Here is a 19263-nt window from a genome sequence, read left to right as displayed (position 1 = left end):
ATGTATAAATTAAATGATGAGAAGATGTTTTATGATATTGCTGACGGACAAGCCATTATAATCAATTTTGTTACTGGAATGTATTATGGAGCAAGTGCTCTTGGATCGATGGTTTTAGATGCGTTGATGCAAGGCAAGGACCCGAAGCAGATTGTCGATACAATTAAAAATAATGAGGACTGTGTAGTGGATATTGATCAGCGTGTAGAGCGGTTTATTGCTGCGCTTACGGAAAAGGAAATATTTATTTTAGATGATCAACCTTACAGCCAAGAATCATTGGGCGATTTTGTCGTGGTTCATGGAGATTACAGCCTTGAGTTGAATGAATTCGCGGAGGTTCAAGATCTTCTGTTGGCAGACCCTGTACATGATGTGGAAGCAGATATGGGATGGCCTAAGCTAAAAGAAGAGGATTAATACAATGAGGCTATCCATTATTATGCCTGTATATAATGCGGGATATTATTTAGAAGAAGCAGTGGAATCGATATCGAACCAGACCTGGAATGGCGAGAAGGAGATTATTATTGTAGATGATCAATCAGAAGATCATTCCTTTGCGACTGCCCAAAGATTAGGTGATCGTGTGATCTCGGTGGAACATGGTGGTGCAGCAAAAGCAAGGAATGTCGGACTCAAGATGGCTTGTGGGGATTATGTATTATTTCTGGATGCAGATGATGTTTTGTCTCAGGATGCATTGGATAATCTTTTTACTGCCATGGAAGATGAATCGAACTGTGTTGTTGTATATGGAAAGGCAAAAGATTTTATTTCGCCGGAGTTATCGAGTGAACAAAGTATGAAACTGAAGGCAAGAGAAAACGGTTATGGCGGTGTATTGCCGGGCTGCGCGCTTATCAAAAAATCAGTCTTTGATCGGAACGGATACTTCGATGAAAATCTTTCAAGTGGAGAAACGGTAGATTGGATGATGAGTTTGAAGGAAACAGGAGCCGTGGTTCGTGAAATCAATCAAGTAACGTTAAGGCGACGCCTTCATATGACCAATACAGGACGTTTAAAACGTGAAGAAGAAATGAAAAATTATGCAGCTATTTTAAGGAAAAGGATGTCAAAAGAATGAAACCGTTAGTATCCATCATAACGCCAATCTACAATGCCATGCCATATTTAAACACTTTCTTAGATTCTGTAGAAAACCAGACCTATGCGCCGTTAGAACTTATTTTGGTAGATGACGGGTCTACCGATGATTCACTCTCGGTCCTTACAGAGCGGGCAGTTATAATGGAAGAAAAAGGTATATCGGTGAAAGTTCTATCCCAAAACCATGCAGGACAGGTGGCTGCTGTAAATCTAGCACTTCCGAGTGTCCACGGCGAACTATTAACCTGGTGCGATGCGGATGACTACTGGACGGATGACAGTATTGAAAAGAAGGTAGAGTGTCTTCTAACTCATCCTGATATTAATATGGTGCGAAGCAACGGATTAATCAAAGATGAGACAGAGAATCCGATTATGTATAGAGAAAAAAATAATCAGCCGTTTTTGTCCGATATATTTGATGATTTGTTCCATGAACGTATCTTGGAACTTGCGGGCCGATTTATGGTGCGAACAGAAGCCTTGTTTTCCTGTTATCCGAATCGTCAGATTCCGGCATCCACTGTGGATCAGAATCCGCAGCTGCTACTTCCAATCGCGAGCAGAAGCAAGTGTGCTTATCTAAACGAGGAGCTGCATGTATATTGCAGGAGAAGTAGCGGTCATTCTAGTACGAAGCGTAGTTTCACGGAGACTATGAAACGGATAGAAGATATCAAGCAGCTTTATTTAAGTATTTTGCCTTATTGTGAATGTGATCAAGAGTATTATCACAAAGAAGTGGAACATATGATTGCTGCATTTAAGAAGACCTTAATGCAAACTACGGCCATGATAGCAAGAAATAGAACGAGCAACGAGTGAAGACTGAAATTAGTGTGCAGTAGTTTTGATGGACTATACGAAGAAAGCGGCGACTTGCCTTGAATAAATCACTCGGAGTAAATTTACTTACATTATGGAATCTGTTTGGTCGAAAGCGACAGATTCAATTTGGCGTGCTTGTCTTTTTCTATGTGATCGGTGCAGTGTTAGAGACCGCAAGCATTTCACTTATTGTTCCTTTTGTTTCTACTATTCTAGAAGGGGATCATGAGAGTATTAGCAAAGTTGCTTTTTTTGCGGGAATTGTTTTTATATGTTTTCTAGTAAAAAACGTGTTTGTATATGGGTTAGGAATTATAAAGCGCAAATATATCGTTAGCCAATATAAGGATACAAGCAAGTCATTGTTGCGCATGCACCTGGATCAAGATTATCAATCTTTCACTGATGAAGATTCGTCGGCTCTTATTAATAATATTAACAAATACACGGGTTCCATCTTCCTGAGTATACAGAGCATGCTGGAGTTTATTGCAGAAGCTGTCGTCATTCTCATGCTTTTGGCTTACATGTGCGTCCTAAATGTCAATATTTCAGCGGCTTTGATTCTGGTGTATGTTCTTATCATGATCTTGTTCCATCGGTTTATTTATACTAAAGTGCGAGAGACCGGAAAACGTTCCAATCACAGCTTCGACCGAATGAGTGCCGTCACAAGAGAGGCCATAAATGGTATCAAGGAAGTGAAATTGTATCACGCAAAAGACGCAGTGGAGCATCTCTATGAAGGGTACATCGAGGAAAATGTAACCTTAGAAGTAAAGCAAACTGTCTATTCCACATTGCCTAGACATCTGATTGAATTGATTACGGTGGCTTGTATGTTGATGGCGTTTCTTGCTGTTTATGTAACGAATGGCTCATCCGAGGACGTCATGTCGAAAATGGCCATTCTAGCCTTGATTTTAATTAGAGTTATGCCAGGAGTGACCAGAATAAATGGTTATTTATCTTCTTTGTATGCGAACTCCTCGGTTTTGGATCGAATGGACGGGGGTTTCTACGAGAAGATCCAAGGGATACTAAAGGAAGACAAACCAAGAAAGTCGTATGCTGTAAATGATCAAGACAAAGATACACATGCTACAGGCAGGTTTAATCAGGGCAGTAAAATTGTATGTAGTAATCTATCTTTTTCCTATGAGAATGGAAAAGAAGTTTTGAAGAAAATAAACGTTGAGATTCCTTGTGGTGCTATTGTCGGTTTAAGGGGCCCCTCCGGAATAGGCAAAAGTACACTGTTAAATCTGTTGACGGGTCTTCTTGTGCGAAATGACGGAAGACTCGATATCGAGCATGGAGATGGAACGACGGAGCAACTTAGCGAGGCAAAGCTTCGTTTCGGATATCTTCCCCAAAAAGTATTTTTGTTGAATGCAAACCTGAAGGAAAATATTGTTTTCTATCGGGACTATGATAAAGAAAAAATGACGCATGCTATATCGGTGGCTCAAATAGCAGATATGATTGCAGGGTTAGGTCAAGGTGAAAATACCAATCTTGGTGAGAACGGAATCTTTCTTTCCGGGGGACAGTGCCAACGCGTAGGCCTAGCGAGGGCGGTGTACGATTCTCCGGATATCTTGGTGTTGGACGAGGGAACATCCGCATTAGACGAATGCCTTGAAGAGGAAGTGATGAGAGCAGTGTCTAGATTAGATAATCAGACTGTTATCATTGCATCTCATCGAGAATCAACTCTAAAGTATTGTGATTTCGTTTATGAATTGAAGTGATTTGATAGAGTGAAATGTTGAAGCCGATTAGAGACAGCTGCAAGTAAAGTTGTCTCTAATCGGTTTTTTCTGCTTCCTGGGGGATCAGTTTGGTTCGAGCCAAGTGTATACGTTAGAAGTCGGGATGGATCGTGGTTCCATCATCGCTATGTTCTTTCATTATTCTTTCATAGCCCTCTGTTAATATCCATAGAGGATGATGGATCTCGGATCTGGGTTAAAGCTTGCTCTAGCAAGGCTATCATTCTGACGTATGCCGATAGAAAATAATCAAGGATTAGTTACCTAATCAAAGGGATGAAGGAGAGGATACATATTGTTATCGTTTAATTGGAGAAAGACGGTTTATCTTGTTATAAGCTTCGTATTGTTGTTCAGCATAATCGTTCCATTCGAGGTGCGATCAGTTTATGCTGCAGATCCTTCTTCACCTGTTAAAGCGGAGAAAATAGACGCAGGAGGTAATGCTTCAATGGCGTTAAAGTCAGATGGTACCTTGGTTAGCTGGGGGCCTGGTCAACTAAACGTCCCCGTAGGCTTAAGCGATATTATGGCAATTGATGTTGGGTATTTTCATATACTTGCATTGAAGTCAGATGGCACGGTGGTCGGCTGGGGGAACAACAGCTTTGGTCAACTAAACATGCCAGCGGGCTTGAATGATGTGGTGGCAATCGCCACAGGAAGCAGCCATTCGCTTGCATTGAAGTCAGACAACACGGTTGTCGGCTGGGGTAACAATACCAACGGTCAAACCAATGTACCAGTGGTTGTAGAAGGGGTAGTGGGGATTGCTGCAGGAAACATCCATTCGCTTGCACTGAAGTCAGATGGCACAGTGGTCGCTTGGGGAGGCAACAATAGGGGTCAAACCAATGTGCCCGTAGGCTTAAACGGAGTAGTGGCGATTGCTGCAGGAGAAACTCATTCACTAGCGCTAAAGTCAGATGGCACAGTGGTTGCCTGGGGATCTAATCAGGACGGTCAAACCAATGTGCCAGCGGGCTTAGACGGAGTAGTGGCGATTGTTGCAGGAGAATATCATTCATTAGCGCTAAAGTTAGATGGCACAGTGGTTGCCTGGGGATACAATAATAGTGGTCAAACCAATATACCAGCCGACTTAGAAAGAGTAGTGGCGGTCGCTGCAGGTCATTTTCATTCGCTTGCCTTAAAGTCAGATGGTACCGTAATTACCTGGGGATCTAATCAGGATGGACAAATGAATGTACCTGGGAATGCCAATCTGAGCGGGCTTAAGCTACAGGAAGGGGATTTCACAGAATCCTTTGATCCTTCAGTCATGGACTACACGTATTATTACGACGGTCAATCGCTGTCCAGTGTAGATGTAACGCCGACACTCGAGAGCACTGACCAGACAGTTATGTATGTGAACGGTGAGCTGCTGCCGTCAGGTAGCACGAAGATGATAAACTTTGCGGGAGCAACCACGGATACGGTTATTCCTGTTCGCGTGGAGCCCTACTTGTTACCCGGTAAAACGTATACCATTACGCTGGCGATCGATTCAACGCCTCCGGAAGTGCAGTTTGGTACGAATGGTGGTGTAGTGGCAGCGAAAACTGCAGCGAGTATCGTAACGGTCAGCGACCTACAAAGCGGAATAGATGATCATTCACTACAATATGTGTGGACGCAAAGTACGGCCGTTCCGGCAATGGGCTGGTTCCCCTTTAGAGACGGCGATACGTTGAGTCAGACTAGCGGGAATGGAAGTTGGTACTTACACATTCGCGCAGTAGACAAAGTGGGGAATGTTAAGGAGGCTGTTTCGAATCCGTTTCTACTGGATAACACAACGCCGGCACCAGCACCGAGCCCAATAGATCAAGGCGGTAATTCGTCTGCTCCGCCTGCAGTAACCTCATCTCCATCTAACCAGGCAGCTTTAGCTAAAATAAATGTTTATAATTCCGGAAAGGCATTGGAATTATCTCCTAAGTTCACGTCGGGGACTACGACGTATACAGTAGAAACAGACGCTGCGCAGGTTGAACTGGAAGTAGCTTCAGCCCATCCCAAGGCGGTTGTGAAGCTGTTGGGAGAACGGATAAGTGAGATGACGACTGTTCCTTTGGTGATGGGTGCTAATGTGTTAACCCTTACGGTTCAAGCTGAGGATGGAACGATCAAGACGTATACCGTCACCATTAACCGTATGACCCATGATGAACATCATGTTCCTTCAGCTCCGGTATGTCGGTTCACGGATATCGAGAATCACTGGGCAACATCAGATATATGCGAGGCAGCCGAATTGGGTATTGTGGAGGGGATGGATGCCCAGACCTTTGTACCAAGAGGCAACGTAACACGAATGGAGTTCGCCGTTATGCTGATGAGGACACTTCAGATCCCGATACGTAACGAATCAAGTGAGGTATCTTTCAGCGATGCAGAGAGCATTCCGGCATGGGCACACCTGACGATCCAGACAGCCGTATCTGAGGGCGCTCTGCAAGGATATCCCGACGGAACATTAAGACCGAAGCAAACGGTAAGCCGTGCAGAGATGGCTACAATGGTATCCAAGGTCATGGAATGGAAGGCTGGCAGTACGGATAGCCCCTACTTCTCTGATGATACACACATTCCAACATGGGCCAAAGCTTATATCGAAGCTGCTCGAGAGCACGGACTTCTGAAAGGGCAAGCGGGTAATCGATTTGTTCCGGAGGGACGAACAACAAGAGCCGAAGCTGCGGTTGTACTCTTGCGACTTTGGAAATCTATACATTAAGCAATAAAGGACTGACCCCTGATGTCATTAGATGACAACAGGGGTCAGTTTTTGTTGAAGCCTGATAGGAGATATGCTTGTAATCCATAATTCCCTCTACTATTATGGATAGAAAAGGCATAAGGTGTATATTTTCTTAATTTAAATATAAAGGGACCTGATGTATGAATTCCACTGTAGAACTTATCCTGATGATTGTTTCATTGATCATGACGGGTATCATCTTACTCACTGTGTACGGGTTTAGACGAGAGCGCGGAGTAATCTACCTCGTAGGTTTGATCGTATGCCGAATGATGTACTCAAGCAGTATCATTCTGGAGAGACATAGCGATGTATTTATGACTAAATTAATTTTTCGCAATATTCAGAATACGACCCAAAATGTAATGGTCCCTTTCTTGATCTTATTCGTTTATCACTTAGTCGGTCGAGACAAGCTGCTGAAGAACCAATGGAAGATCCTATTGTTTGCCGTATTTGTATCGTGGTCGTTGCTTATGTGGCTTGACCCAAACTTTCATATTATATATCTGACGATTGAGCTTTATAATGACCACCTAGTCACAACAAAAACCCTCTATTCTAGAGCATTCAGCCTCATTTGCTATAGTGCAGTGGTTATATGCCTCTACTATTTATTTCAGTATGTAAGGAATATTAGGAGTGATTATCGTAAGCCGGGAATGTGGGTTCTCCTTCTGGCTACATTACCGTTTGTCCTGGAGATTATCAAATTTGTGAAGCCTGAGTGGTCATCATGGTTACTTCCATTAACAGTTTACTGCGGATCTACAGGGACAATTATGCTGGTGATTATTCTGAGGATTAAGTTCTTCTCTACCGTTCCGATTGCCAGGAATATTGTGCTCGATACGTTGCAGGAGAGTATTGTGATTGTGAATGGTTCGGGAAAGGTCATCGATAACAATAATCGAGCTTCACAATGGTTCTCAGAGTTGGGCTATACCAATATTTCGGGTCGGAATATATCGGAAATCCTAGCGTCCTGGCCAGAATGGTATAAGCTGAGCAAGTCTATGCAACCGGGCAGTGTAGAGATTGATAAGTGGCTGGATGGAGAAAGAAAAATATATAGTGTAAACGTATATCCATTATATACACTGGGTAAGGCACAGGGTAATATTTCTCTTATTTTTGATATTACAGAGAAACAACGGCATCTGGAGCAGATGGCACAGTTGAACCAGTTGAAGGATCAACTGTTTACAATTATATCGCATGATATTCGCAGTCCGCTAGCGCTGCAGTTTCAACTCGTGGAGTTACTGGAGGCGGACAGGCAATCCTTCGCTGCGGATCATCAGGAGATCATTGAGCAGCTGGGTGACCAGATTCGTAATACACTTGGAATGGCTAATAACTTGTTGGAGTGGTTTCGCAGTCAGGTTGAAGACATGACACTTCGTCCAGAGTTACTGGAGCTTTCGGAGGTTGTTGAGGACTGTTGTCATATGTTACACATTAAAAGTGAGAGTAAACATATCAGCGTGATGAATAAGATTGCTATAGGCACCCATGTATATGCAGACCGGGAAACAGTTGGTTTAATTATTCGTAACTTATTAACCAACGCCATCAAATTTTCCGAATTGGGTGGTTTAATCGAAGTGTACGCTCAGTTGTCAGGAGACATGGTGATCGTGTCCGTTCGTGATAACGGAGTAGGTATGGAAGAGGGGCGAGTTCGTCAGCTATTTAACGAGAAGCAACTCAACTCCATGGCGGGTACATTAGGTGAAAAAGGGGCAGGGCTTGGACTGCTCGTAAGTCGACAGTTCGTACAACTAAGTGGTGGAGATATGTGGGCAGAAAGCACGGTGCGACAAGGAAGCGTATTTCACTTCACTTTGAGAGGCGGAACAGAGAGATGAAAGTTCTCATCGTTGATGATGAGCCTGCCATGCTGTTGGCAATGAAGCGGATGCTGTCGAATATGCAAGATGTGGAGATTGTCGGAAGCTTTCAGAATGCGGCAGAGGCACTCGATTTCGTTAAGAACAGGGAAGTGGATCTCGCATTCCTGGACATCCAGATTGCTACGGACAATGGATTAGAGCTTGCACGCAGCTTGATCTCAGTTTGTAATGATCTTGACATTGTGTTTACCACTTCGCATGCAGAATATGCGATTCACGCTTACGATGTTTATCCGTTGGACTACATGGTTAAGCCGATTTCCAGAATGCGACTGGCTCAGACGCTCACTAGGGCGGCCAGCAGACGCAGATCTTCTTCTAATCTTGCTGACGACCTTGTGCCTAATCGGCTGACGGTTCATGGACTGAGTTGCTTCGAGGCTAGCAGCAAGCAAGCGGGTACAGTGAAATGGAAATCCAAGAAAAGCATGGAGCTATTTGCCTATCTGCTTGTTCAACAGGGTAGAAGTGTAGCCAAATCCCGAATCCTGGAGGATCTCTTCCCAGGGAGGCCTCTCAAGCAGGCAGAAGTGTACTTGAATACGATTGTCTATCAGCTTAGAAAGGTGTTATCCGAGCATGGGTTCAAGGAGATGATCCTATCAGCGCAAGAGCAATATCGGGTAGATTTAGATCAAGCCGATGTTGATTTTATTCGATTCGAACAGACCATGTTGGAGTTATTTGAATTCAATATAGCTAATGAAAAAGCGGCCATAGCGTTAGAGAAACAGTTCGTAGGCGAGTTGTTTGAGGGTAAATCTTTTGATTGGGCGACAGGGGAACGTGAGAGATTGTTAATTGTGTACGTTTCCTATGCCAAGCGTCTTGCAAGCTGGTTGCTGGAACGGAATCAATATAATGAAGCAGCACGCATTGCCAGAAGAATTGTATCCCGCAATGAGTTTGAGGAAGAGGCAACATTGCTGTTGTTAAGTATATTGGGAGCCATGGGAGATCGAAAATCACTACATAACCACTATGAGCAATATACACAATTACTGCTTCATGAACTTGGATTACAGCCTTCGCTGTCTATTCAACAGCAATATGAACAATATCAATGATATTCTCCTGATAAACAAAAAAGAGCCGCAAAGCATGCGGCTCTTCATTTTTTTAACGCCCGCCCGTATTGGAAGCCCAGACAGGAATCCAACTGTTCGGATAATTGCTATTGGTCAGGGTTGTGTTATAGAGAACTAAATTCCCATCACTTTGCATGACCAGTGTGTCACCCGTTGTGTTAGCAGGTAAGCTGCTCCCGTGATGACCTGGAATCCATGAGGTGGTATTGGGAGACCAGGCAGCTACCTGTACAGAAGTATCAATCATCAAAACTTTATCCCATCCCCAACCGGTGTAATATTCGAATTTACCTGTAGCCGGGTTGAAACCATAACGATAACCATATTGGTAAACGTCTTGATATTTCATGCCATATTTATACATGACAGGTTTCCCGTACTGTGATTCAAAATTGAACGAAAGAGCCCCACTGTTACTAGTTCCGCTACTCCAGAGAGAAGAACCGTTTTGATAGATAACAAAGTTCCCGTCATTTTGCCAGATGGCTGAGAACCTGCCATCTTGGGAGGTGAGATAGTCACCCTTAGCCATGCTTTGGCCGATCGTGAGTTTATCTCCAAGATAGCCAGCAGAAGCTGTTGCTGGTACGGCAAATGCAAGAATCAACAAGCAAGCCATAAGAACTCGAAAAGATCTGGGAAAAAGTCGTTTGTTCATTGGACACGCTCCTATTTTTCTTATAATGGTTAAAGTTAAATGCATAGAACAACAAATCCTTACAGCTATTGCATGTTTCTGCGTTGTATTCAGTCAGGAGCGGTGAGGTAACACGTCCCCATCTGGTGTAAAATGGGAACTAAGATCTAAAATGCTCCCAACGGTCACCTCCTTTAATAGAAGTGTGAAAATCTTTGATACATATTATGTAATGGGATGTGTGTGTTTTAGGAGATGGAAGCTAAGTGTTTTTTAGTAGAGGAGTTATATCATCAAGTGAAAATGCATACTTTATTTTCCATTATAGCAACAAAAAATATAAAAGCCATATTTTTCTATATGAAATTTTGAATCTATTACTTACAACCAATGCGTTATAACTTCTCGTCTCCTGAGCTAGAAAAAAACCTGTTATTCGATTGAATAAATTGAAGCTAAACACTAATTTTGGTGCAGATCGAGATATAGGTATTCATCTCCTCTATCAATCTCTCAACTTTTTACACCCATTTTATATATTTAATGATTTTTATGAATTGAACTATGGTAAAATATCTCAGGATCTAAAATTGGAGAGGGGTTTTTTCATTCATGTTTTGGAAAAAAGTTTTGGGTAAAAGCACACTGCGTGTAGCTACCGCTGCACTATTACTCACGCAACTATTGGGCGCAACAGGTTCTGTCTCTGCCGCAGGTAACGATGTAGAAGTACACTTGATTGGAATCAATGATTTCCACGGTCAGTTAGATACCACATCAATCGTGGGTGATAAGAAGGCAGGAACGGCTCCAATTCTAGCAACCTATCTCAAAGAAGCTCAAGCCAAATATGAACACTCTCTACTCTTCCATAATGGGGACTCTGTTGGTGCATCTGCTCCAGCCTCATCTTTGGATCGTGACGAGCCTACCATGGAATGGATGAATATGATGGGCTTTGATGTAGGTTCCTTAGGGAATCATGAATTCGACCAAGGTGTCGCTGCTTTAAAGGCACAGATCTTTGGTGGCCTTGATCCAAAAGAAGGTAAGGTAACACATGCCGGTGCAAAATTTGATTACGTCAATGCAAACGTGATTGAAACTGCCACAGGAAAAACATTGATTAAGCCGTATGTGATTAAAGAAGTGGGCGGAGTCAAAATTGGATTTATCGGACTAGTGACGAAATCAACACCTGCCAAAGTATCTCCATCTGGGACAGCTGGCGTACGTTTCTTAAGCGCAGAAGAAGAAGTGGAAGCCGTTAATAAATATGCCAAAGAATTGCAAGACCAAGGTGTAGAAACGATCATTGTTTTGGCACATGATCCAGCAACAACCAAAGAAGGTGTAACCACTGGAGAAGCAGCTGATCTGGCAAAAGCTTTACCGGCGGACTCCCCTGTTGACGTTATCGTTGCAGGTGACAATCATGCTTTGGCTAACGGTGAAGTGAACGGAAAGTTGATTGTGCAAGCCTACTCATATGGTACGGCGTTTGAAGATATCAAGCTGATGATTGACCCTGCTACCGGGGATGTAACTGAAAAATCAGCGACTGTTACAACGACTTTCCAAGAGGGTGTAAAAGAAGACCCTGAATCTTTAGCTATTATTAAAAAATCATTAGACAAGCATCCTGAGCTGACGAAACCAGTAGGTACAACGGATGGTTCTGTTACCCGTACAGATGCTTATAATAACGAAGCCCCTCTGGGCAACCTCATTGCAGATTCAATGCGTGAAGCAGACTTTGGGGATAAGGCCAGTGCTGCTGACTTTGCATTTATGAATCCAGGCGGTATTCGTGCGGATCTGCCACAAGGCGATGTGACCTTTGCTGATCTTGCCAAAATCCAACCGTTTGGTAATACTCTAGTAAAACTTGAGCTGACTGGCGAACAGGTTAAAACCTTGTTGCAGCAGCAATGGGGTACCAATGCTGACGGTACACCTAATACCAAAACACTCCAAATCTCTGGTTTGAAATACACTGCAGATTTCAATAAGCCAGTCGCAGAACGCGTTACTGGTCTTAGTCTGGAAGATGGAACAACGATTGATCCTGCAAAAACATATACGGCTGTAGTTAACAACTTTATGGCTGCAGGTGGAGATAACTATAAAGTGCTGCTGGATGCTAAATCATCCCTGGCAGGTCCTATCGATCTGGATGTATTCTACCAATACATCGTAGACACGTATAAGGGCGGTAGCATCGAAGCTAAAAATGAAGGACGTATCACAAACCTGGCTGCATCTACTGAGCCAACAGAAACACCTGTAACAACAGAAGTCATTTCTCGTGCTGAATTTGTAAGTGCTCTGGTCGACATGTTGAAACTTAACGAAGTAGCTACAGCACCTGTATTCAAAGATGTTGCGGCTAATGCTGCATATGCAGATGCGATTGCTGAAGCTATGCATGCTGGATTCATTCAAGGTTTTGGTGGAAACTTCTATCCTGATCGGGATATCACGCGTGAAGAAGCTGCTACCATTCTTGCTAAATTGGTAAAAGATCAAGCGACTGATAAAGACGCTGCTACAATTATTGCTAGTTTCGAAGATGGTAAATCCGTGTCTGCCTATGCAATTAAACCTATGGCAAAACTGATTGACAAAGGTATTTTTGCTGGAACAGATAAAAAATCACTTCAACCTAAACTAGGTCTGACTACTAACGATGCAAAAGCATTAATTGAAAAAGCTGTTGCAGCAAAAGCTTCATAATGTAGAACTTATTCAAACTTTATATTAAAACAGAGAAACACATCCTATCGGGCGAATGAGCATTCCTCTACGGATAAACCCTCTCATCAAGTAGTTCTTTAATTGGTGAAAAGGGTTTATCCAAGAGAATGCCATATCCCAATTTAGGATGTTTTTTTTATGCTTAAAATCCACGATTCTATGGAGAAATCTATGTCTGAATTGGCTCTATGGTTTGGTTACCGTTTAGTGTTCAGAATTTGGTAAGGGCTCTACAGTAAAATGGTAAGGCAAGCCATATGAACTTGATGAATTTTATCAGTTTCTGTTGTAAGGATGGAATGGCCAAAGAAAAGGGAAAAAGTTTCTGGTTGCTGCAAAAATTTTAGAAGTGGAGGAGATTTTCGTTTGAAACAAAAACGCAATATAGGTAAACCGATATTGTCTTTATTTCTGGCAATGTTGCTCGTCTTGCAGACCGTGATATACTCCACCGCCGCATATGCGGAGAGTGTGCCAACCGATTCCGGAATGGAAGCCGTCATTGAATCTGACTCACCGAGTGCCGACGAACCACTTTCGGTACCTGAGGCAGTGTACGATGCACCGAATAATTTCGTAGCGATGGTGGCAGTCCCAACGGACAAAACAGCGGTATTTATGGAATCCAATTCAACCTTTCCGCTGGAAGTGACACAGGGGAATGCTGTTATTAATCCGAACGGTATTATTCAGGGTAGACAGCCCTTTACGCTCAAATCGGAAGGTCTCAAGGTACCAGTGAATGGTGATGACCCAAATCCCACTAATGCAGATCCTGAGAAATACATCCAAAAGGGTGACTGGATCGAGCTGAAAAGAGAAGATTACTTCAAGGAAGTGGTGCTGCCAACAGCTACTAAAACCTTGAATGCACAGACGGAATCAGGTACAAAACAGCTGGGCACCGCCTATTTCACTCCAAATAGCATCAAGATTGTATTTAACGGTGAAGATAATTTTTTCAATGGTGTTGGACGAGGTATTGCCTTCAGCTTTGAATCTACTGCCAATGCAGATATAACGGGACTAGCGTATGGCGATAAAAAGCCGATCAACATCTTTGGTGGTGCATATCAGCTAGAGAACCCAGATGTTACAGCAGAGTATAACATTACTTTAAGCTCACCTGGAATGATCAGGTGGGATCAGTATGGTTACCGCGGGATTCAGCCAGCGCAATTGGTTGAAGGTGCAATTACTTGGGAGTCAAACGTCTCTGCATTCGATCAGTTTGATAAAACAGTCAAATTGCCGTTAGACGGGAAGACATTCTATACGAATCCAGCCACTTATAATACGGGTTTTGGAAATGTCCGTGGTATCTATAAGGAGGGTTCATTCAAAGTAAACGGCCAAAATGTAACGCCAGTCATTGGGGCCGACGGATCGCTGACTTACATATTTCCAGAGGGAACAGGTCTAGATCCAAAGGTTGAATATAAAACATGGATTCCAAAGGAAGCTTATTATTACGAACATCGGAATCCGCCAAACAATCTTGGTCGCAGCTACCGGGACATGAATGGCAAAGTGGAACTGAGACAGGACAACAACATGTTGGTACAGGCAGGTCAGGAGATTTCTTTTGCTCCCGACTGGATTCAAGCCAGCGCTTCGTATGACCATGCGAATGAAACCATTACATGGAAGATCGCGGTTAACCAATATAATAAAAAAGAGTTAAAGGACTTTACCATCACAAATGTATTACCGGCTGGGCTGGAATTTGAATCGGCTGCATGGCAGACATGGGTAGATGGCGCTGTATCTGAAGAAACGCCAATTACACCAGATTCAAACGGCGTGTATTCCTTCGGGGATATTAACGGAAAAGTCGAATTGTTGATTAAAAGCAAGGCGATAAGTGGTTCCAGCTTCCAAATTGACCCTCGTGCCAACTGGAATTTGGACACACCAGGGGTTATACAGAACAACGATGTAATGACGGGTAAAAGACCTATTGCGGTGACAGATGAGGCAGTCGTCAGCATTGGCGCACACACGTTTACAAAAACAGGCGCAGTATCAACCGAGGATTATAACCTGGGCAGTATCACGTGGACCGTTAATCTAGCACCACAGTATGCCTTACCTAACGCGGTAGTATACGATGTCCTTGTGCATGGCGGTGACTTGAACGTCTTGGACAACGCTGTAGATGAAACCAGCGAGGTGAGTGCGGAGACAATTGCGAAAATTAAAGCAAATATCACTTCTGCGCAGCTTTGGAAGCAGTACAAAGCGGGAACTCTGAAGTCGAATGCAACCGGATTGACGATGAAAGCTATTCCATTAACCGTGGACGGTAAAGTGGTGGCGGATTTGATCAAGGTGACCGGATACACCGAAGAAGCGGCATCCTTCAGCTTCCGTGCACTTGAGACCAACCCGAACATTCTCTTCAGACAGGAAATTAACGCAGGGAAAATAAGCTCGAATCGGGCTTTGCTCATTGATGGCGAAACCGTAAAAGAAGCAAATAGTAGTGCCAACCTACACCTGCGTATGTTGAACAAGGATATGCTCTTTGCTTCGAGGCCATTAAAAGTAGATGGTAATTTTGAAAATGTGACGCCGAATAATGTTAGCAGTTACATTAGAGATGATAACAATGAAGCATGGACGATTTCTGGCTATGACAGGACAACCAAGACGGTCACATTCCGTTTAGGGGTTAATATGCCTGGATATAACACAGAAGAAATGGCTAAGGATGGCGGTAATCGAGTCATTAGTAATATTAAGCTAGTGGATACACTTCCCGAAGGGTGGGAATTTGTTCCTTTCTCTGAAACTAAGGATTTTGAGCTTTGGAAAGGAATTTCGAACAATGGTTCAGGCAATGAATATGGTGTTAGAAACGATGCTAGAACTCTAATTGAACCAGGTACTAGTTCTCATGTAGTCCATTTTTCACACATTGGAAACGAGGGTACCTTCACCTTCTCTAAGTTGGAAAGTCCTTATATCATTCTGGTGAAGGCAAGACCTTCCAATGATGCTCTGCAGAAGTATTTAGAGGAATACACTATCAACGGCACAGACAAGCAGGTGCTGTATAACAAAGCCGACCTCCATATGACATGGGGTGGAGTGGAGAAGGTTGTCACCGAACAGCGCAAAGTTATTGTACCTATTCAGACCCTTGGAAAGTCGGTAACTAAGCCAGTTCCAGGAGTGCTGGAATGGACGGTGAACTATACCCCGCCATTTAACATGAAGCAGGGTGTTTATTTGCAGGATACCTTGGGTGCAGGCATGAATTTGCGTTATGAAGAAAACGGAAAGCTTGTGCTGACATCACCTAGTATGGCAGTCTATCCTGCTAAATTGACCGCAAGCGGCACTCTTGAACGAGAGGGCGCAGCACTTGACCTCAGCGACCCGAATGCTGAAGTTCAAGTAGAAGCTGCACCAGGCACGGGTGGCGCTACGGTTCTAACATTTAAAATGGACGACCCTAATCAGCTTTACCAGTTTGTGTACCAAACAGAAGTTGATCCATCTAAAGCGAAAGCTGGAGACACAATGGGCAACGAGGTAAAACTGGAGGGCGATGACAATCTGAAATCTGTCAGTGCCAGAAGCGAAAGTACGCTGGACAGTTCGGACGTGGCTGGCAGTTCAAGTTCCAATGCTCTGTTGCCTCTGAAAAAGGTAGATCCCAATGGCAATCCGCTAAAAGACGTAGAGTTTACACTCTATAAGAAAGACGGCGGAACTATAATCACCAAAGGAAAAACCGATAGCGGAGGGAAACTTAATCTGCTATTCCCTGATCCAGGGTATTATGAGCTGAAAGAAACTTATATTGACACCAATACTTGGCTGCCAACTACAAGAGTATACCAAGTATATGTAGGGAATACGCCAGGGAAGCCCATCTGGGTTGACGGGGTGAAATTAACCTCTGATAATCCACTGATCGTGCCTACACCGGCCCAAGGCAAGCTGACCATTACCAATAAGGTGGAAGGCAACGGCAGTGATCCGGACAAAGAGTTCGAGTACAACGTGACCATCACCGGCGAAGGTAAGGACAGAGAGTATACCTATAAGAAGTCGGATGATACGTTCGGCACGATCAAGAGCGGAGGCAAGATTACCCTTAAGCACGGGGAATCTGTGACGTTCCCAGCCTTGCCTGCGGATCTGGTCTATACCGTAAACGAGGCTGATTATACATCCGTTGACGGTTATACGACGATACCGGGTACGAGAGAGCTGTCTGGCTCAATCGTGAATAAAGGTGATCACAAAGCGGACTTCATCAATGAACGGACCGTTAACAAGCTGACCATCAGCAATACGGTCATGGGCAACGGCGGCGATAACACGAAGGAGTTCGAGTACACCGTCAACTTTGAGGATACAGGCAAAGAGGAAAGTTACTCTTACTTGAAGACGGACGGCAGCACAGGTTCGATCAAGTCCGGCGGTACTTTCCGCCTCAAGGATGGAGAGACACTGGATATTTTGGGCCTGCCTAAGAATCTGAAATACACAGTTACCCAACAAGATTACACAATCGATGAATACATGACTACTCCTGAGGAACGGTACTATACCGGGGTCATGAAAGGTATTGATGAAGATGCCCCATTCACGAACGTGCGAGTCTTGAAGGGCGGCCTATTAATCAGCAACACAGTTAAAGGCAAAGATGAAGACAAGAAGAAGCTGTTTAAGTACACGGTTGCCTTCACCGGCGAGGGATCGGACGAATCCTACGTCTATGAGAAATCAGACGGCAGTAAGGGTATGATCAAGAGCGGTGAGAGCTTTGAGCTTACAGATGGCCAGACGTTCATTGTCCAAGGGCTTCCAACCAATCTTCAGTACAAAGTGACCCAAGATGATTATACGGAAGATGGCTATGTGACTGATCCAGAGAGTCTCATTCACATGGGCACTATTCCAGAGAAAAAATTATCTGAAGCACATTTTGCCAATACCCGACCGTATCTGGAAGGCGTGTTGCGTAACAATAACACAGGAGAAGTCATTCCGAATGCACCGATTACGGTAACTGATCTGAAGACAGGCGAAGAGATTCAGACGCAGACGAACGAGAAGGGTGAATATTCAATTCCAGCCGTAGCGGATACCGATTATACGATCAGATATACGAAATTGTATCGGGTAGGCGGTAAGGATGTACCTGTTGAATTTACGCAGAAAGCAAAAGTGAACAGCAGTGTAACGGACGAGACTGTTCCAGCGGACATTACGGCCGTGGGGATCATTCTGTTCAAACAACTGGATGGAACAACAGTGCTATTCAATGATTTGTTGACTAGCCAGATGCATATCTATTTGAAAGACAAGGATGGAAATTATGTTAAGGAAAACGGCCAACCTAAAGCATTTCCTATGGCGTCGAATGGAACTTTCTCTGTGGAAGGGCTAAGCGAGCAGAAGTACACAATGGAAGTTCGCTATCAAGCTGAGACCGGCGAGGAATTGCTCCTCAAAGTGGCGCAACTTAACGTTAAAGCTAACGGAGAGCTGAATATTTCAGAGGAGTTAGTCGACCCTTACGGTACGGTCTATGATGAAACGACAGGAGATGCCGTCACTGGCAAGAAAATTGATGGAGCCAAAGTTACACTGTATTATGCGGATACGCAGCGGAATAGAGATAACGGCCGCATTCCGGGTACGAAAGTAACGCTTCCAAAGGTTCCAAATTTCCCGCCGTACGACAACGAGAGCCCGGAGCAGAGTAGTGATGCAGATGGCTTCTATGCGTACATGGTGTTTCCTGAAGCGGATTACTATCTGATCGTAACGAAAGACGGATACGAAACGCACACAAGTAGTACCATTTCAGTCGATTTTGACATTGTCAGGTACGATGTGCCAATGAAGCCAATTCGTTCTGGTGGCGGCAATGGCGGCAATGGTAACAACGGAGGCGGCACCGTAACGCCTGGTCCAGGCACCGTAACGCCAGATCCAGGCACGGTAACGCCAGATCCGGGCACCGTAACGCCTGACCCAGGCACGGTAACGCCAGATCCAGGTACCGTAACGCCAGATCCAGGCATCGTAACGCCTGACCCAGGCACGGTAACGCCAGATCCAGGCACCGTAACGCCAGATCCAGGCACCGTAACGCCTGAACCAGGCACCGTAACGCCTGAACCAGGCACGGTAACGCCAGATCCGGGCACTGTAACGCCTGAACCAGGCAATGGTAACGATCAGCTTAAGAACGATAGCAACGAGTTGGACGATGCTCCGAAAACTGGAGATAACAGTGTATCGCCATTCTTGTATATGGTTTTGGCGCTGATGTCCCTAATGACGATCGGGTTCTGTCTGCTCGGGTACAAGAAGAAAAAGCACATCCAGTAATGGAAGGGAAGGCGGTAAGAAA

At 44.1% G+C, this 19263-nt stretch carries 10 protein-coding genes; 9 read left to right on the top strand and 1 reads right to left on the bottom strand.

Annotation, left to right across the window (positions count from 1 at the left end; all coding sequences use genetic code 11):
- The 7 genes from MHI55_RS30900 to MHI55_RS30870 all read left to right on the top strand — a co-directional run bounded on the left by MHI55_RS30900 (position 1) and on the right by MHI55_RS30870 (position 9466).
- On the top strand, positions 1 to 420 hold the full coding sequence (locus tag MHI55_RS30900) for a hypothetical protein (RefSeq protein ID WP_076252136.1): 420 nt from the start codon (positions 1 to 3) through the stop codon (positions 418 to 420).
- A 4-nt stretch (positions 421 to 424) separates the two neighbouring features.
- Positions 425 to 1090, top strand: coding sequence for a glycosyltransferase family A protein (locus tag MHI55_RS30895; protein WP_076252133.1), 666 nt, complete (start codon positions 425 to 427; stop codon positions 1088 to 1090).
- Positions 1087 to 1938: a glycosyltransferase family A protein gene (locus tag MHI55_RS30890; RefSeq protein WP_076252131.1), complete on the top strand. Its 852-nt coding sequence runs from the start codon at positions 1087 to 1089 to the stop codon at positions 1936 to 1938. The genes MHI55_RS30895 and MHI55_RS30890 overlap by 4 nt, the downstream gene beginning before the upstream one ends.
- A gap of 59 nt (positions 1939 to 1997) precedes the next feature.
- Entirely contained in the window at positions 1998 to 3695 is a 1698-nt protein-coding gene (locus MHI55_RS30885; protein WP_076252129.1) for an ABC transporter ATP-binding protein, read from the top strand.
- 472 nt (positions 3696 to 4167) lie between these two features.
- Positions 4168 to 6459 (top strand): S-layer homology domain-containing protein, encoded by a 2292-nt coding sequence (locus MHI55_RS30880; RefSeq protein WP_076252127.1) that lies wholly within the window; start codon positions 4168 to 4170, stop codon positions 6457 to 6459.
- Between the two features lie 164 nt (positions 6460 to 6623).
- Positions 6624 to 8354: an ATP-binding protein gene (locus tag MHI55_RS30875; RefSeq protein ID WP_340388209.1), complete on the top strand. Its 1731-nt coding sequence runs from the start codon at positions 6624 to 6626 to the stop codon at positions 8352 to 8354.
- On the top strand, positions 8351 to 9466 hold the full coding sequence (locus MHI55_RS30870; protein ID WP_076252123.1) for a response regulator: 1116 nt from the start codon (positions 8351 to 8353) through the stop codon (positions 9464 to 9466). The genes MHI55_RS30875 and MHI55_RS30870 overlap by 4 nt, the downstream gene beginning before the upstream one ends.
- Before the next feature lie 52 nt (positions 9467 to 9518).
- Here the strand turns inward: MHI55_RS30870 and MHI55_RS30865 are convergent, their stop codons facing one another.
- Complete coding sequence (locus MHI55_RS30865; RefSeq protein WP_076252121.1) at positions 9519 to 10145, bottom strand: hypothetical protein; 627 nt, start codon at positions 10143 to 10145, stop codon at positions 9519 to 9521.
- Positions 10146 to 10736: 591 nt separating this feature from the next.
- On the opposite strand from MHI55_RS30865, the gene MHI55_RS30860 reads away from it, so the two are divergent.
- Entirely contained in the window at positions 10737 to 12860 is a 2124-nt protein-coding gene (locus tag MHI55_RS30860) for a 5'-nucleotidase C-terminal domain-containing protein (RefSeq protein ID WP_076252119.1), read from the top strand.
- A 387-nt stretch (positions 12861 to 13247) separates the two neighbouring features.
- Positions 13248 to 19241 carry a carboxypeptidase regulatory-like domain-containing protein gene (locus MHI55_RS30855; protein ID WP_340388207.1) on the top strand — a complete coding sequence of 1998 codons (5994 nt, stop codon included), beginning with the start codon at positions 13248 to 13250 and terminating at the stop codon, positions 19239 to 19241.
- Positions 19242 to 19263: the final 22 nt, after the last annotated feature.

Origin of the sequence: Paenibacillus sp. FSL E2-0151, from assembly GCF_037993015.1 — a bacterium.
GTDB classification, from domain to species: domain Bacteria; phylum Bacillota; class Bacilli; order Paenibacillales; family Paenibacillaceae; genus Paenibacillus; species Paenibacillus amylolyticus.
Note: the sequence above shows the minus strand (reverse complement) of the source record. Positions and strands in the feature narration are given on the sequence as shown.

Coding starts and splice junctions, on each gene's coding strand:
- MHI55_RS30865 (WP_076252121.1), bottom strand. CDS start 10,145: ATGAACAAACGACTTTTTCCCAGATCTTTTCGAGTTCTTATGGCTTGC.
- MHI55_RS30875 (WP_340388209.1), top strand. CDS start 6,624: ATGAATTCCACTGTAGAACTTATCCTGATGATTGTTTCATTGATCATG.
- MHI55_RS30900 (WP_076252136.1), top strand. CDS start 1: ATGTATAAATTAAATGATGAGAAGATGTTTTATGATATTGCTGACGGA.
- MHI55_RS30860 (WP_076252119.1), top strand. CDS start 10,737: ATGTTTTGGAAAAAAGTTTTGGGTAAAAGCACACTGCGTGTAGCTACC.
- MHI55_RS30890 (WP_076252131.1), top strand. CDS start 1,087: ATGAAACCGTTAGTATCCATCATAACGCCAATCTACAATGCCATGCCA.
- MHI55_RS30880 (WP_076252127.1), top strand. CDS start 4,168: ATGGCGTTAAAGTCAGATGGTACCTTGGTTAGCTGGGGGCCTGGTCAA.
- MHI55_RS30895 (WP_076252133.1), top strand. CDS start 425: ATGAGGCTATCCATTATTATGCCTGTATATAATGCGGGATATTATTTA.
- MHI55_RS30870 (WP_076252123.1), top strand. CDS start 8,351: ATGAAAGTTCTCATCGTTGATGATGAGCCTGCCATGCTGTTGGCAATG.